The sequence below is a fragment of the Leptospira fainei serovar Hurstbridge str. BUT 6 genome (assembly GCF_000306235.2).
Lineage (GTDB): Bacteria > Spirochaetota > Leptospiria > Leptospirales > Leptospiraceae > Leptospira_B > Leptospira_B fainei.
Genome location: NZ_AKWZ02000010.1, coordinates 1,738,998 through 1,755,742, shown reverse-complemented (window position 1 = coordinate 1,755,742; position 16,745 = coordinate 1,738,998). Strand labels below are relative to the sequence as shown.

Here is a 16,745-nt window from a genome sequence, read left to right as displayed (position 1 = left end):
TTCTCATCCCGTTTTCAATTTTTCAAGTTCTTGGAGAAAGTCATCCGTCTCCTGTTGCCTAGTTTCCTCGTTCGAAAGCCAATCTAGGGTGTCGGAGTCGATCTCTTTTAGGAACCGAGAAGGCTCCGAACTCAATTGCTCCCCAAATTTGCGGCGATTTGCGGCTCCTGTCAAGCATAAATGGGCTTTGGCTCGAGTCATCGCCACATACATCAGCCTGCGCTCCTCGTCAACGGCATTTTCTTCAGTAGCAATTCGACCGTTCGGGAGAATTCCTTCTTCCAAGCCTACCACATACACCGATTCGAATTCCAGTCCCTTGGATTGATGGATCGTTAGCAGCTGCACCCTGTTATCTTCTTTCTCATCGGTAGGGGCATCTTCCATAAGCATTGCAAGTCGGTTAATAAAGTCAAAAAGCGTCGGTTTCTCGCCTGATTCGTTATTTTCCTCAAAAAAGGCCAACATATTCACCAGTTCGGACATATTATAGATTCTTGCTTTTGCTACCTTCTCCTCCTTCTCCTCGAGAACGATTTCCTTTTCCAAACCCAAATCCGCGATTAACTCGCGCAAGGCGAAAAAGAGCCGAGGCGAGGAGGAAAATTTTTTCTTAGCCTTCTCTATTAAATTAACGAAGTTATAGATCTCGGAAGCGACTTTTCTATTCAAATCGGGAATAAAATCGGGAGACTCGCAAACCCGGAATAAGGTTTCGTATAACGACTCTTTATTATGTCCTGCCTTTTCATGCACGAGAGAAATCGAACCCGGGCCGATCCCGCGTTTAGGGTAGTTAATAATGCGCAATAACGAGGCATCATCTTTTTGGTTTGCAATCAAACGGATATAGGAAATTAAATCTCGAACCTCTTTTCTATCAAAAAAATTATAACCGCCGACCACTTTGTACGGCATGTCCCGAGTTCGAAAGGCTTCTTCGAAAGGACGAGATTGAAAATTGGTCCGGAATAGAATCGCGATCTGGCTTCCCTTTCGAGCTTCTTTGATGATTTCTTCCCGAATACTATCGGCTACCCATTCCGCTTCGTCTTTTTCGTCTATCCTTTCCACATATTTCACTTTTCTCGCACCTGGAACTTTAGAATAAAGTTCCTTCTCGCGCCGAGAAGAGTTATGACGAATCAAGGAATTTGCGGCGGACACGATAATATCGGTGGATCGATAATTCTCGAGAAGACGAATCACGGTGGCAGCGGGAAAATCCTTTTCGAAACCGAGAATAAGACTAACGTCGGAACCGCGAAATGCGTATATCGATTGATCGTCGTCTCCGACAACGCAGAGATCGTTCGAAGTTCCCATCAAGGCGCGCAGGAATTCATATTGGGTCCGATTCGTATCTTGAAATTCGTCGACCATAAAATACTGGAACTTTTTATGATACTCTTCCCGAACCTCTTCGAAATTGACAAGTAGCCTGAAGGGTAATAAGATTAAATCGTCAAAGTCGATGCAGTTTTGTTCCTTCAAAGAATCTTGATATTGTTGAAAGAGGGATGCCGCCGTTAAATCGCCTTCGTTAATCGAAGTACGAAGAAATTCCAGATATTCCGGTCCCGAGTTTTTGACGCGGGAAATCTTTCCGAGAATCTCGCTCACCTGCGCTCGCTTCGGTTCTATTTTTTGAGCGACGAGCATACCGGTGATCAATCCTTCCTGGTCCGCTTGGTTTAACAGAAGGAAAGGTTGTTTATAACCTAATTTTTCGATATGCTTTTTTAGAATTCCCAACCCCAGCGAATGGAACGTCGATAAAACGATTCCTTTCAATAAATTGCGAGGCACAAGCTTCCGCACGCGCTCTGCCATTTCTTTTGCGCTCTTATTCGTAAAGGATAGAGCAACGATTTTCGAAGCGGGAATATGATGGTCCTGGACCATATGAGAAATCCGATTCGATATCACCCTCGTCTTACCGGATCCTGCTCCGGCAAAAATGAGCAATGGGCCTTGGACGGTTTGTACCGCTTTTTCCTGTTCTGGGTTCAGCTTCATGGAATCATGGGACATAATTCCGAGTTTTCGCTTCTTGTCAACCTCGTACAGGCAAAGGTTTGCGAATCAGACGGGGGCCGAATATCTTGGAAGAAACGTCAATCCGATGCAAGAATTTCGACCAACCGATTACCGCCCCGACTCAAATCTCTGGAAACGAGGCGCCAAAAAACTTCTTTTTCATACCCCTATCTTCGATTTAGTCTCCTGTCATACGGAATCGCCGGATGGAAATGTCTCGAGAGATTTCTTCCATCTAATCTCGAAGGATTGGGTAAACGTAATCGCACTGACGAGCGAAGGAAAAATTCTACTAATCAATCAGTATAGGCATGGTTTAGATCGATATTCCCTGGAAATTCCTGGAGGAATCGCCGAGAAGGAAACTCTACTAGAATCTGCACAGGCCGAGTTGCGAGAGGAAACCGGATATATCTCCGACGAGTGGGAATATCTGGGAAAGGTCTCCGGAAATCCGGCCATTTTCGATAACTGGTGCCATACTTACATTGCTCGGAATGTAACTCCTCACGAAGGCGGGCAGGACTTGGATGAAAGCGAACAGATAGAGTTCTACGAGTATCCCTTGGAAGGAGTTCCTTCACTCATGGAACAAAACATACTTCATCACGGTATGATGGTCGCAGCGCTCGGAATGTTTTTCCTCAAATACCCATTAAAAAAATAAAACGGATCGTTTCATGAAAAAAAAATTCTTCACTAGAACTCCCTTTGAGTCTCTCCTCATTCCGGAATTTCGAAACTTCGTCCTCGCAAAATTTCTAATCACCACTTCCTTCATTCTTCAATCTACGATCGTGTTTTGGCAAATTTACAAAATCACCGGGGATGCGTTAAGTTTAGGCTTAATCGGATTGACCGAAGCGATCCCTTCCATCTTCATTTCTTTTTTTTCCGGTCTAGTGGTCGATAGTGTTCCTCGCAAGAAAGTGATCGTTTCCTCTCTCGCATTACTGACTCTATGTTCCATCCTTCTTTTTTCCTTCACGACTCCTTATTTTTCATGGGTGATATTGGGTTACGGAAGCCTCCCGATTTACTCGGTGATTTTTCTGTCCGGAATCGCGAGAGGATTCTTAAGCCCGAGCGTCGCAGCTTTCCAAACTCAACTCGTTCCGAAAGAAGTGTTCCCTAACGCGGCAACTTGGGGAGGAATCGCTTGGCAGGCATCCTCCGTACTCGGCCCTTTCTTAGGAGGACTATTGATCGGATTCAGCGGAATCGAATCCGCTTACTTTACCGATATGGCCTTGATGATTTTCGCCTTCGGCCTTTTACTATTCATTCCGTCCAAACCTCTGCCCGAAAGCGGTCCTAAGGAATCCATCTTAGTAAGTTTAGCTTCGGGATGGAAATTCGTATTTGGACATCAGGTTATCTTAGGAGCAATCTCTTTGGATCTGTTCGCCGTTCTTTTTGGAGGAGCCGTCGCACTACTGCCGGCTTTTGCGGAACAGATTCTTTCATTAGGACCGGAAGGATACGGAATATTAAGAATGTCTCCTGCGGCAGGAGCCGTTTTATGCGCGTTATTCATCGCCGCCAAGCCGCCTAAAAAAGATTCCGGAAAACTATTGCTCGCATGCGTATTCGGATTCGGCCTTAGCATGATTCTTTTCGCTTTTTCTCGTAATTTCTACCTTTCGGCATTTGCATTAATAGCAAGCGGAGCTTTCGATATGGTCAGCGTCGTGATCCGGCAAACGATCGTACAACTATATACTCCCGAACATATGCGCGGTCGAGTTTCCGCAGTAAATAATATCTTCATAGGCTCCTCGAATGAAATCGGTGCGTTCGAATCAGGAGTGATGGCCAAGTGGATGGGATTGGCTCCTTCAGTCGTTTTCGGAGGACTGATGACTCTAGTGACCGTAGGCTTTGTAGCAACGGTAGCCCCTCGTCTTAGAAAGTTGGACTTGAAGGACGTAACGGGATAAATCAGTCTTCCTAAATCGCAAGAATCCTTGCTTAAACCGAATGATCGAGGTCTAATTTCATCGAATGGATAATATCTTAACCCAACAGGAAGCGCTTTTACGATCCAACCAAATCTCGGACGTATCTTATTCCCTCAAACTTGAATTGGAACTAGGGTCTCAGGAATATTCAGGAGATTCGACTCTTCGATTCGTTTATTCCGGAGGAAAGAAAGGACAGCTCAAAGTGGACTTCGTTTCCCAAAAGATAGAAATTCTTTGGTTGAACGGAAAAGAAGAAAAGAATTACGAGAAAAAGGAATCCAGTCTTCAATTTCCGGCAGAGCTACTCTTAACGGGAAACAACGAACTAAGAGTAAAATATAAAAATACGTTCGATCATACAGGTTCCGGTTTCCATAAGTTCAAAGATCCTGCCGACTCCGCGGAATATATGCATACCGACTTCGAACCCTTCGAAGCGCACCGGCTATTTCCCGCTTTCGATCAACCCGATCTAAAAGCGGTTTATGATTTGGAAGTGACCGGCCCAATTCAATGGACCTATATTCATAATACTTTGCCTTTTTCGGAAGAGATGTTGGCGAACGAAAGAAAAAGGATTCGATTTACCAGAACCAAAAAGTTTTCCACATATCTATTCGCGTTGATCGTAGGTCCCTATGCGGTTTGGGAAGATAAGGCGGGCAATATTCCGTTACGATTGTTTTGCAGAAAATCTCTCGCCAAATTTATGGATGCGCCGAATATTTTCGCGATCACCAAGGAAGCTTTCGCCTTTTTACAAGATTATTTCGGGATTCCATATCCCTACGGAAAATACGATCAAATCTTCGTTCCGGAATTCAATATGGGTGCAATGGAAAACGTCGGTGCGGTTACGTTTTCGGAAAGTTACATATTTAGAGGTCCTAGAATCTATTCGGAATATCTAAATCGAGCGAACACGATTTATCACGAAATGGTTCATATGTGGTTTGGAAATCTGGTTACGATGAAATGGTGGAACGATCTCTGGCTGAATGAAAGTTTTGCCGACTATCTTTCGTACTACTCGATGTCCAAAGGAAAACTATTTTCCGATGCGCTGGAGCACTTCTATGTACGCGAGGAGTGGGCCTATCGGGAGGATCAACTTTCTACCACCCATCCGATCGCCGGGAAGGCGGAAAATACCTTGGAAGCGATCAGCAATTTTGACGGAATCTCTTATTCAAAAGGCGCATCCGTTCTAAGGCAGTTGATGTATTACGTCGGTGAGGAAAAATTTCGGGATGCGATGCGACTCTACTTCAAGCGTCATGCCGAGGGAAATACGGTACTCGAAGATTTTTTAGCAAGCATGTCTGAAATAAGCGGGATCGACGTTCGAGGTTGGAGCCGAGAATGGTTGGAAACAACCGGAGTCAATACTTTAAGTCCAGCAAACAAAAACGGAAGATCGTTTCTCCTACAAAGGCCGTCGGAAGGAAATAATCTTCATAGAACCCACGCTCTGCAAGCGACGCTGTACAGAGAAACCGACGGTAAGTTCGTCCAACTCGAAAGAAAGAGAATACTTATCAAAGGAGAAGAGACTCTTTTAGAGGAAAGCCTGCAACCTACGGCAACGGATCTTTTACTCTTAAATACCGAAGACTACGCTTATGCAAAAACATACCTTCCAACCGAATCGATTTCACTTTTAAAAAAACGTTTAGATACTCTTTCGGATCGCTTCTCTCGACGCATCGTTTGGGGAAGTTTATGGCAAATGGTTCGCGACGCAGAACTCTCTCCGAGAGATTTTTTGGACCTGGTCTTTGACCAAGGGATGAAGGAACCTGATCTCTCCGTTCGAAACAGTCACATACTAACCAAGGCATTGACTGCGATTTCCAATTATCTGCCGCAAGCGGAACGGGAAGTTTGGTCGGAAAAACTGAACGCAATCGCAAAAACGCAGCTCGCAAAGAGGACGAATCAAGAGCAGGAACAGATACTATGGTTTCGAATTCTGGAAAGCACTTCCCGTACGCAAAGCCAACTCGCATATTTAAAACTTCTATTACAAGGTAAGGATTCGATTTTCGGACTTCCGATCGACCAAGAACGAAGATGGGGAATTCTTGCCCGCCTAAGCGCCTTCGGAGATTCCGAGGGATTAAATCTATTATCGCAAGAAGAACAAAAGGACGGCTCGGATTTGGGAGCCAAGAAAGCTTATTTGGCTCGAATTTCTTTTCCGGATTCCAAAATTAAAAAAGAAGCGTGGGATCGATTTAAAACGCCGAAAGAAGGAGATTCCACCGACTTTCTACGTTTCGGTATGCGGGGATTTCAATGGGATCATCAAAAGGAAATATTGGCCCCATTCGTTAACGAATACTTCGACTCTGTGATCCAGATCTACGAAAAGAGAGACCCGCATTTTTCGGGAGCCTTCGGTCATATGTTGTTTCCTTCCTTTGAGCCGGACCCTGCCCTTCTTCAAAAAACCCAGGATTTTCTTAAAGATCATCCGAACCTTCCCGAGCTTTTGCGAAAAGATTTGCAGCAACAACGGGACGATTTGGTACGAACTTTAAGGATTTTGGAAAAATATAAGAAGTAAATGAGAAAGGGCCCTCGCGTTAGGGCCCGTGACTTCGAAGAAATAAGAAGAGTAGAAGAAACGAGAAAAGCGAAGAATTCTCTAAAAGTAATTTCTTTAGAGTGGAGTTCTTCGCCGATCTTTTGCAGAAACTATTTTTAAACTACCGCTACCTTCCCTTTCTGCATAGCGTCGCTATCTTTTCTTCGTTTATCACCGTCTGAAGAACCGTAGTATTTTTGCTTCCAATTCTCCAATCTCCAATCCATAATTTTGTACCATAAACTCGGGAACAAGGCAATCAGGATCATGACTTCGTAGCCGTAAGGAAGCTGTGGACTTTCGTCAAAATGTCGAAGGCTTTGATAACGGCGGCCCGCGTTTGCGTGGTGGTCCGAATGTCTTTGAAGCTGAAATAAAAATGCGTTCGATACGGCGAAGTTCTGATTCCAGGAATGAATCGGAAGAACCTTTTCAAACTTACCCGGCGATACTTCCAAACGCTTCAAACCGTAATGTTCTATGTAATTCACGAGTTCTAAAAGTGAAAAAGCGATCCAGCTTTGAACTAAGAAGAAGGCTAGGACTTCCCATTTTAGAATGCCGGTGAGGGCATAAAAGACTCCAAGCACAGCTCCGATAAAAAGCGCCGGAACGATCATGGAAGTGATCATCTCGTTTTCAAATGTCCAAACCGATCTTCCTTTCTTTTCCAACCGCTTCTTCTCAAGAAACCAAGCATCGGTAAAACTTCCCATCACTGTCCTCGGATAGAACGAATAAAAAGATTCCCCTTTTCGGCTAGAAGCGGGATCTCCATCGGTGGATACGTTAATATGATGCCCTCTATTATGCTCTATAAAGAAATGCATATAGCAAACGGTCATAAGAATAAATTTTGAATACCATTGCTCTACTTTCGTATTTTTATGACCTAACTCGTGAGCTACAGTGATTCCGATTCCACCCGTATTGATTCCGATCGCTAAGACAAAACCGGTCCATTCCAACCAAGTTAAATTATGTGTTTGGACTTCCCATAACGACCAGAGCACTAAGGCAAATTGAAGCCAGGCCCAGACGTAAGTCAAAAATCTAAAATAAAATTCCTGCTGCAATCCGACTACTTCCGCCTCATCAGGGTTAGATGGATCTGAGCCGACTAAAACATCCAAAATCGGTAAAATACCGAATACGACAGTAAACGTGAGGAAGTTAAATCCTCCTCCCAAATAGTAGCCGACAACCGCCAGCGCAGGCACTATGAATGCGACTAGGAACGCGAATCTCTTCCAGTTACTCATTACTCTCTCACCTCTTACCAGTATTCGAAGCAAATCCTATCGAACAAGCTTAGATATTATTTTATTTCGAACGTTTGATATTTATATTAAAAGAAGAAAAAGTTCAAGAAAAAAAACTGAAACTACCCCAGTTTCCCTCTTTTTTCTAACGATTGTTAGTAATAGTTTGATTTTACGCACGAATTTTAAAAAAACTCTGCCAGATCGACAGTATTCTTCAATGAATGCCAATCCATAAGGCTCTTTTCCGGAAAAAAGAGCGAAAGAAACTTGGGGTTTTGACCTGAGACAGAGCGGGCTATTTTCCGAATTTCGGACTATTTCCATCTTAAATTGTTTTGCTCCAAGAAAGAAATTTCCGAGTTCCGGAATTGAGATCGCTCTTACCCAATATTCGTTTCGAATCGAAAATCTCCCGATTCGGAGAGGAACCGCTCGCATTCCGTAATTAAATTCCCTGCAAGTAAAAACCAAAAACTGAATTTGCCTGTGTTGCAGCAAAAGAAAAAATCCACGATCCGAATCAATACCGACGATCAAAACAGATCTTTTCGAAAGAAATAAATACTAACTACGAATCGAGTGCCGGTTCGAACTGGTTTTACCTACGATTAAGCGAAGATGTCGATCCATTATTGATTCTATAACGATCAGTCTACGCCTAAAGAGGTATGCCTGAAGAGATTTTTTATCTTGTGAATGTGGTCAAGGCAGAAACGATGACTTGAAGGTCTGTCTCAGACTTTATAAGACGAAAAACGCAAGATCCAAAGCCAAGTTGAAAATCAAAAATAGTTTTCTGGTTATTCGAGGTCTTCGTGAATCACAAAGATTTTAATCTTTATTCATCATTCAATAAAATCCGTTTTTTAAAATCTTATACTAGTAAGATCATGATCGTAGCCTTTTTAGGCGCGCAAATCCCGCTAAGTTCTTTACTGTTCTTTTTCGCGATCTTTGCAACGGCCGATTCCCAAAACACGATTCATATTATTCTTCTCGCTCTTCTTTCAACGTTTATCGGCACGTTCATTACATTATTCGGATTGCGTAAACTTTTAGCTCCTATCGTTCATACGTCCAAGTCCTTACGCAGATATAAGTCGGAAAAGATTCTCCCGGATTTACCGACGGAATTTCACGACGAAGTCGGAACTCTAATGAGAGATACGGCGAGCACGGTTAAAAAACTAGACGAGCTTGTACATTATTTGGTAAATTACGACGGATTAACCGGTCTTCCGAATCGGACTCTTTTTCTAGAAAAATTTTCGATCGCTTTACGCGAACTTTCCGAAAAAGACAATGCGCTTAGCATGCCGATTCTTTCTTTAGAAGTCACTCGGATCAAAGAGATACGATTCAATTACGGCCTGCACGTCGGAGATTTGTACCTTCGCGGATTAGCTCAAAAGTTGGAAGTCCTACTCGGACAAGAAACCGTGTTAGCTCGCACTGGAGATGGAGAATTTTCTTTTTTCCCGGTTCTCCCCGACTCGAAAGTTTTATCCGATGCGGAGGAATGGGCTAAGAAAATTCAAGAAGCAGCCTCTTCTTCGATACAAGTAGTCAGTCAAAGTATCTCATCCGAAATCAAAGCCGGTATCGCCGTATACCCCTTCGACGGTAAATCATCCGATCAACTTCTTGTTAAATCGGAAACCGCATTAAACCAAGCAAAGCAATCCGGTTTCTCGAAAGTGCAGTCGTATTCGTCCGAATGGAAAATCCGTATGAAAGAGAAATACTTAATGGAGAAGGATCTTATACAATCCATAGCCAAAGAAGAATTATTTCTACAGTATCAACCGCGTATCGATCTACAAACTGGAAAAACTGTATCGGCGGAGGCTTTGGTTCGCTGGCAGCATCCCGATCTCGGAATTGTTTCACCGGCTGTTTTTATTCCGATCGCCGAGGAATCCGGCTTCATCATGGAGATCGGTGAATTTGTCTTGGAAAAGGCGTTGGAGGATTTGGCAAAATGGAAAAAAGCGAATCACTCGCCGATTCGTATTTCGATTAATCTTTCCGCAAAGCAGCTGGAAGATTCGCAGATTCCTAAAAAAATTCTCCGCTCCATCGAAAAATACGAGATCGAAGTAGGAGATATCGAGTTAGAGATTACGGAATCCAGTTTGATAACAAACATGACCTCTGCATTAGAAATTCTAGCTGAACTACACTCATGGGGAATCGCCCTCTCCCTCGACGATTTCGGGACCGGCTATTCAAATCTCGCCTATTTAAGCCGGCTTCCGTTGCGTACCTTAAAAATTGATCAGTCCTTCGTGCGCAGAATCCTAGTCGATTCCAACTCTCTTGCAATTTCGCGAACGATCGTCGCATTAGGTAAGAGTCTCGGACTTAGGATTACGGCAGAAGGAATCGAGACAGAGGACCAACTTAGAAAAATCCGCGATCTAGGTTGTGATGAAGTGCAAGGATTTTATTTTAGCCGACCCATTTCATTTCAAGATCTCATTGAATTTACTCACAAGAAATAGAAAGACGGAGGCTTTCAAGTAGAAGCGCCCGAACTCAGTCTTGGATTCTATGGAATGTCTTCTACCCGATTTTTAGACTCCGAAATGAAGGAGAAAATCTTGTCCTCAAAATATCTAATATTCTTTAACCTCTGCGAATGAAATTATTTCAGGTAAACTAATTGACATTTTTTCAGTTTACTTACTCTTAAGCTCTGTAAGAAATCATCGATGCCGATCTTCGTGCAGTTCCGGAAATACGGAATGGAAATGGTATCGGTTCGTCCCGATTAGCATGTCTCTTTTGCATCCGAAACTATTTCGATCGATTTTTTAAATCGATATTTTTCCGTCTTACATGAATCATAAAATTATTGAAAATAGCTTAGCTTTGTTTTTAGCGCGAGGATTTCATAAGGTGAATATGGATGAAATCGCTGAAGCCGCAGGGATAAGTAAACGAACATTGTATCGCTATTTCCCTTCTAAGGAAGAATTAGTGACTGCGACGCTTGAGCATTTTAAAACGCAAGTGCGTGCGAAATTCATGCTCGTTCTTTCTCAAAAGGAACTCCCACCTCTCCATCGATTCCGACAAATTCTAACTCAAGTTGCCCGTGAACTTTCCAAAGTTTCTCAAAGCTTGATGATCGATCTACAGCGAGAAAGATCCGATATATTCGCTCAGATGGTGGAGTTTCGGACCGCGAATATCAGAAGCCTGATCGGTCTATTAAAAGAAGCTCAAGAAAAGAATGAACTCACTCTCGATCTGGATATTCCGTTCGCAATCGATATGTTACTAGCCTCGATTAATACGTTGCTCGTTCCGGAATATCTCATCTCTCATAACTATTCCTTCGATTCGGGACTCGAGAGAATTACTCAAATTTTCCTTGAAGGAATTAAAATCAGGAAAAACACGTATTCGTCTAAAAGGAGAAAAAAATGAAGAAGATCGGAAAGGGGATAGGAGTATTCGTAGGTGGGATTTTGGCAATCCTACTCATCTCATTCGGATTTGTGTATTTATTAAGTTCGAATAGAATGCAGAAAAGATATTCCGCCGCGACGGGAAGTGAACAATTCACGATACCTACCGATCCGGCAAGTATCGAAGAGGGAAAACGGCTCTATTTTTCACGCGGTTGCGTTGATTGCCACGGAAAAAATCTGGCCGGAAATATCTTCGTGGACGATCCGGCGATCGGACGATTTGCAGGATCTAATCTGACTCGAGAAACGAATACATTCGGATTTGCTCGCGCAATTCGAAGAGGAATCGGAGTAGACGGTCGATCGCTTATCTTTATGCCTTCGACGGATTACAGTGGATTAAGCGACGAGGATACCGGACGTATCATTTCTTTTATCAAAAGCCAACCTAAAGTGGATCAACCTTCCATTCGACAAAATGTAGGGCCGATCGGCAGACTCCTCTTCGTTCTCGGTAAACTTCCTATTTTAGTGGCGGCTGAACTGATTTCGGACGAGAACAAAGCGCCGGAGCGGGTTCACCCTGCGGTTTCGATCGAATACGGACATTATATTTCCGAATCCTGTACCGGCTGTCACGGCTCAGATCTTTCCGGCGGTCCTATTCCCGGCGCGCCTCCGGAATGGCCGCCCGCGCAGAGTATCACCGGCAAAGCATTAAGTAAATGGAATGAACAACAATTCATTCAAGCTATCAAAACTGGCAAAAGACCCGACGGTTCGACTATGAAAGCTCCGATGCCTTGGGAAAATTTCGCTTACATGAACGATACGGAACTGAAAGCGCTTTGGTTGTATTTGAAATCCACCCCCTCGAATTGATAGCAGATGACATTCATAGTTTCCGATGAAAAATATTTTATCGTTTTCTAAAGTATCTAAAAAATGGGCGGCTCCCCTGCGGGGCCGGGCTACTCCGGGTTCGCGGAGCCCCGCTCATCCGAACGCTTCCCAAATGTAGAAAAGATATGAAAATTTCGGGCGTTCGGACTGGCGCCCTGCGCATCCCTGCCGCAACCATCGATTTTCAATAATCATTAAGCGAATTTTGGAATCTTTCCTTGAGCGGAAAAATGAAAGAAGTATCACCTACTTCGAAGAATCGATCATCTTTATCAAATCCGTTTCGACCTGCCTAGCAACTTCCGCAAGATGCGAGGAGTTCGATAAGAATCCCAAAAGAGCCGTAGGCTTGATCATTCCGATCTTCGTTTTTCCTTTTTCCGAATAGACCGAAACCCTACAAGGAAGCACCAAATTCAACTCCATATCGTGACTTAATACTTCATTGGCTTTCTGGGGATTGCAGATTTCGAATATTCGGCATTCATTCGGCAATTCCACACCTTTCTTCCTCATAGTTTCCTGTAAATTATGAATATGTAAAACGCCATATTTCATCTTTGTCACCGCATCCTGCAGATCTTCAGACGCCTTTTGAACGGACTTCTCGGTTTCTATGATATATTTCATTCCAATCTCCTTCTTATTTAATGAAAAACGGACCCGTAAACTTCAACCGAATTCATACATTCAGCTTCTATAAATCATATAGATTCCGATAAGGATCATACAACCTCCGAAAATCCTTTCCAAGAGTTGGGAGCTTATACTTTCGGCTATATTTGCGCCGAAATACCCGCCCGCTATAAAACCCAGAGCTATCCAGAATGCTGACGTCGTATCTACATCACCGGCTTTATAATACACGTATGCGGCTGCAATTCCGATCGGAGGTATCATGGCGGCTAAAGTAGTTCCTTGCGCTAATTTCTGTGTGAAGCCCAAGCCGAAAACCAAAGCCGGAACGATTAAAATCCCGCCGCCAATACCTACCAATCCCCCCAAGAGACCGGCCATAGATCCTATGATAAAAATTAAAATGAATTTCATTCTGTGTTTTACCTTTCCCGGTTATTTTTCAGCACTCGGAATCAAGACCGAAGATTGAATTCTTAAATTCGCTTAAAGGGAACCGCGTCTTCCGTCACTAATAATCGATAATTATCACATTCTTCCATCGGAGTGCAAGTCAAACAAACCGGGTTAAAAAGATATCATTTGAATCGCACGTTCCGAACTGATGCAAAGCCTATGAGCAAGCTCATGCGGCATATTCGGGAAAAAGCCGACTTGCAATCGAAGGCTTTTGTACTGAAATAAGTGATCATATGATACCGTCCTTTCTGACAAATATCAAAATATTCTGATACGATTAACGGGAATATGGCGTTGACTGACTCGACCTATGGATTAAAACAAAATAGCCGAAAAGTCATAAAAAAACTGTGATGAATCTCCCACATCTGAAGCCGGAGTTTCCGATTAGAATAGTTTTTTGGACGAACCGACTGATCGACACCGAATGAACTCAAAGAAAGGAAATTCACTATGAAACGATTATTACTGATAACGATGATCGGCCTCTTTACCTCCTTGTATGCCCAGGGCAAAATGAAGGGAAAACACGATATGGATATGAAAGGCAGCCCGTGCTATGACGATCGGCAGAAATACTGTAAAGGCATCGATCACGAACATGGAAAAATGCATGAATGCCTAAAGGCAAACGAAGCAAAACTTACCGCAGCCTGCAAAGAACATTTAGCCGACAAAGAACAGAGGCATAAGGAAAGTCCCTGTTACGAAGACAAAGAAAAATATTGTAAGGATGCCGAACACAAACACGGCAAAATGCATGAATGCTTAAGGGAGAACGAGACTAAACTAACCCCAGCCTGCAAGGAACATATCAATCAAAAGGAAATGAAGAAAAAGAAATAATTTTTTCCAAATTTACCCGCGGTGGGTTCCATTCCTAAAAACCGACCTACCGCTTTTTCTAATATCTAACTTTCTCGAAAATCGCCTGTAAAGATTACGAGCCATTCTTCATTTTTTTCTTAACTACGTTCGGAATTATTATTAAAAATTCTGTAATCATCGAGTTGATCGATTCTTCCGTAATATCATCTGATCGTTAATGCCGCCCGACCAGTTCTCCAAATTCTCGCCCGCATTAGTCCATTATTCTTGTTTTAAGAATTCCAAATAATTTTAGGACTCCAAAATTCTGAATTTTGGACAATTGTGACCTAATTCTTACTTCGGCGTAATTGATTCGTAACAAGATCCGGCCATTCTGTCACTCGAGACTAAGACACTTAAAATCACCCTCAGAAAAGGGTTCAAAATAAAAACACACGGTAACTCTAAATGAAAAAAAGAAGAAACGGAGAAATTTTACTCCGTCCGATTCAGGATTCTCTCTGCCGCTTGCTCCTACTGGGAATTTATATGATTTGCGTTTCCGCAAGTTTTGCCCAAGGAACTTCGGAAAAGACTCAACCGCAACCGACTGTTCAACCTGCACCGGCGCAACCCGCTGCACAAGAACAGAAAGAAAAGCCCGCTGAAGAATTTATGATCTATGAAGATTCCGAAGGGCAATTGTATACCAAACCGGCTCCCGGCCGAGTTCCGAGTAAATTGAATAAAGGAATCAATAAACACGATCCTAAATTCAATCCCTACCCGAACCACCTAACGAGTCGTCCGGCAGAGCCTCAAAAAGAAAAGCTGACCATTACGGGTCGTATTCAATTTCGGGGCGTTTCCGCACAGGAAGGTTCAAACTTCAGCAATGGACATTCGGATTTCGGTTCAGTGGATTGGAACTTCCGTCGACTCCGAGTCGGCTTCCAATACCAAGGCGCTTCTTGGTGGGGAGCTATTCTAAACATTCGGGGTGAAAACATGTTGAATAACCCCCAGTTAAATAGTTCGACGAATGCGGCCGGTCAGGTCACTTCCGTTTCCTTAAAAGATTCTCGCGGGTTCATTCAGGAAGCTGCAGTTTTCTTTAATCTTCCTTTTATGGGAGCTCGAGTTAGCCTAGGCCAGATACCTACTCAATTCCAGCGAGAATATCTAATGTCTTCGGCAAACTTCATCGCTCTGGAACGTTCTTACACCACCCAAGCATATCCGCAGTTCGACGATGGTGTAGGAATTCAACTTTCTCCATTGAAGGATATTTTCGACGGCAAGTATGAAAAACATCTTACGGTAAACCTGATGGTCGGTAACGGTAAAGGTGCCGGCGGTGACTTCGGAAACGGACGTCGTCAAGACCTTACTTATACTTTCGACGGAAACCAACCGCTGATTACTTCGCCTACCTATTACGGCCGCGTTCAGTGGAATGTCTTCGGCGGACTTATCAAACCGAACGGCGCGAATGTCGGCTGGCAAGAAGGAGAGGAAATATTTCAAAGAGAAGCGAAACTCTCCATCGGTGCGGCTCGTATGCAAACTAGAAATGCGGCATTCAGCAGTTCTCCCGGTTCGACTCTTGCAGTTGACGGTGCGGTTCCAAGAGGTTACGGAAACGTCACCATGTTAACCACTCAAAGCACTCCCGATTGCGGCACGAACGGAAACTTTAACGTTCAGAATAACCAAACGACGCCAGGACGCTGTAGACTAGACCTCGTCGGAAATACTTTCGACTATACATTCACTTGGAAAGGGATCTACCTAAGCGGAGCTTATACAAGATTCTCGGGTGGAGCCTCCAATAATATGATCGGCTGGCAACAAACCGTGGGGTATAATATCGCGATCACGGATAAGTTTTGGCTGATGCCGGTATTCCGTTACGACTATATGCAAGGCGATTTCAATAGAAACGGTCATATGGATCCGAGCGATTATAGAAAGTACTACTGGGTGGGCTTAGATTTCTTCGGAGACAAGCACCTCTTCAAAGCTCAGCTCTTCTATCAACTCCCTGTGCTTGAGCTAGGCGTAAATCCGAACAACGGAAACGCAACGGCAATCAACAACCAGACAGTTTATTTCCAACTCCAAGGAACCTTTTGGACTGGAGTCACTTCACCCGACTATCTGGACACACGTTTAGAATAAATGGAAAGGTACATACGTATGAAATTTCTTAAATTAGCGGTATTCGCTCTGGCAACATCCTTCTCCATAAACTGCCATAGCCATCAAGAAGATACAAGCTCCCTATTATTGGCGTTAGCGGGAGCTCAAACTGCGGACGGAAAGAATTCGATCGTTATTTTCGATACGACCGACGGAATCTCCTTCACCGGAAAATGCTATGACTCGTTCACTGTAGGCGGTCCGACCGGGGTAAGTGGACCGGCGATTTCTCCTACTGCTTACTTCAATATAGCATTGGGTGGAACTGCCGCAAATAACGACTTCCATAAACAGAACACGAGTTCAAGCACCTGCGCCTCCGGGACGACCAATTTAGGTTTCACCGGCGGCGGAGTTCCCGCAATCGGATCAAGTTTCGCATTTAAAGCGTATTACTGTGATCCGAACTATTCCGCCTGCAAATCGGCGCAATGGAAAGCGGCAGGCTTTTAAAGTC

General features: G+C 43.6%; 13 protein-coding genes. 9 read left to right on the top strand and 4 right to left on the bottom strand.

All coding sequences use genetic code 11. From position 1 onward, the window contains the following. Nucleotides 1-3 precede the first annotated feature (3 nt). On the bottom strand, nt 4-2,019 hold the full coding sequence (locus LEP1GSC058_RS17285; protein ID WP_039948500.1) for an ATP-dependent helicase: 2,016 nt from the start codon (nt 2,017-2,019) through the stop codon (nt 4-6). Between the two features lie 106 nt (nt 2,020-2,125). Here LEP1GSC058_RS17285 and LEP1GSC058_RS17280 point away from each other — a divergent pair, with 106 nt between their 5' ends. The 3 genes from LEP1GSC058_RS17280 to pepN all read left to right on the top strand — a co-directional run bounded on the left by LEP1GSC058_RS17280 (nt 2,126) and on the right by pepN (nt 6,573). After that, nucleotides 2,126-2,707, top strand: coding sequence for an NUDIX hydrolase (locus LEP1GSC058_RS17280; protein ID WP_016551028.1), 582 nt, complete (start codon nt 2,126-2,128; stop codon nt 2,705-2,707). Nucleotides 2,708-2,720: 13 nt separating this feature from the next. Beyond that, nucleotides 2,721-3,980 (top strand): MFS transporter, encoded by a 1,260-nt coding sequence (locus tag LEP1GSC058_RS17275; RefSeq protein ID WP_016550681.1) that lies wholly within the window; start codon nt 2,721-2,723, stop codon nt 3,978-3,980. Between the two features lie 64 nt (nt 3,981-4,044). Further along, nucleotides 4,045-6,573, top strand: coding sequence for an aminopeptidase N (pepN, locus tag LEP1GSC058_RS17270; RefSeq protein WP_016550122.1), 2,529 nt, complete (start codon nt 4,045-4,047; stop codon nt 6,571-6,573). A 137-nt stretch (nt 6,574-6,710) separates the two neighbouring features. Here pepN and LEP1GSC058_RS17265 read toward each other — a convergent pair whose 3' ends face one another. Further along, complete coding sequence (locus tag LEP1GSC058_RS17265) at nt 6,711-7,856, bottom strand: alkane 1-monooxygenase (protein ID WP_016550455.1); 1,146 nt, start codon at nt 7,854-7,856, stop codon at nt 6,711-6,713. Between the two features lie 818 nt (nt 7,857-8,674). Here LEP1GSC058_RS17265 and LEP1GSC058_RS17255 point away from each other — a divergent pair. The 3 genes from LEP1GSC058_RS17255 (at nt 8,675) to LEP1GSC058_RS17245 (ending at nt 12,160) form a co-directional block, all read left to right on the top strand. Continuing rightward, nucleotides 8,675-10,363 carry a putative bifunctional diguanylate cyclase/phosphodiesterase gene (locus LEP1GSC058_RS17255; RefSeq protein ID WP_016549388.1) on the top strand — a complete coding sequence of 563 codons (1,689 nt, stop codon included), beginning with the start codon at nt 8,675-8,677 and terminating at the stop codon, nt 10,361-10,363. 337 nt (nt 10,364-10,700) lie between these two features. Further along, nucleotides 10,701-11,294: a TetR/AcrR family transcriptional regulator gene (locus LEP1GSC058_RS17250; protein ID WP_016550303.1), complete on the top strand. Its 594-nt coding sequence runs from the start codon at nt 10,701-10,703 to the stop codon at nt 11,292-11,294. Continuing rightward, nucleotides 11,291-12,160, top strand: a complete 870-nt coding sequence (locus LEP1GSC058_RS17245; protein ID WP_016549743.1) for a c-type cytochrome — start codon at nt 11,291-11,293, stop codon at nt 12,158-12,160. The genes LEP1GSC058_RS17250 and LEP1GSC058_RS17245 overlap by 4 nt, the downstream gene beginning before the upstream one ends. 267 nt (nt 12,161-12,427) lie before the next feature. On the opposite strand, the gene LEP1GSC058_RS17240 is transcribed toward LEP1GSC058_RS17245, so the two are convergent. Both LEP1GSC058_RS17240 and LEP1GSC058_RS17235 read right to left on the bottom strand, forming a co-directional pair. Beyond that, nucleotides 12,428-12,811 (bottom strand): DUF302 domain-containing protein, encoded by a 384-nt coding sequence (locus tag LEP1GSC058_RS17240; RefSeq protein ID WP_016550986.1) that lies wholly within the window; start codon nt 12,809-12,811, stop codon nt 12,428-12,430. A gap of 60 nt (nt 12,812-12,871) precedes the next feature. Next, nucleotides 12,872-13,231: a sulfite exporter TauE/SafE family protein gene (locus LEP1GSC058_RS17235; RefSeq protein WP_016549810.1), complete on the bottom strand. Its 360-nt coding sequence runs from the start codon at nt 13,229-13,231 to the stop codon at nt 12,872-12,874. Between the two features lie 498 nt (nt 13,232-13,729). Between LEP1GSC058_RS17235 and LEP1GSC058_RS17230 the strand changes: the two genes are divergently transcribed. The 3 genes from LEP1GSC058_RS17230 to LEP1GSC058_RS17220 all read left to right on the top strand — a co-directional run bounded on the left by LEP1GSC058_RS17230 (nt 13,730) and on the right by LEP1GSC058_RS17220 (nt 16,741). After that, nucleotides 13,730-14,122, top strand: a complete 393-nt coding sequence (locus tag LEP1GSC058_RS17230) for a hypothetical protein (protein WP_016550036.1) — start codon at nt 13,730-13,732, stop codon at nt 14,120-14,122. Between the two features lie 432 nt (nt 14,123-14,554). Beyond that, nucleotides 14,555-16,267, top strand: coding sequence for a hypothetical protein (locus tag LEP1GSC058_RS17225; protein WP_016550576.1), 1,713 nt, complete (start codon nt 14,555-14,557; stop codon nt 16,265-16,267). 18 nt (nt 16,268-16,285) lie between these two features. Beyond that, nucleotides 16,286-16,741 carry an LA_3150 family lipoprotein gene (locus tag LEP1GSC058_RS17220; RefSeq protein ID WP_016549597.1) on the top strand — a complete coding sequence of 152 codons (456 nt, stop codon included), beginning with the start codon at nt 16,286-16,288 and terminating at the stop codon, nt 16,739-16,741. The last annotated feature ends 4 nt before the right edge of the window (nt 16,742-16,745 follow it).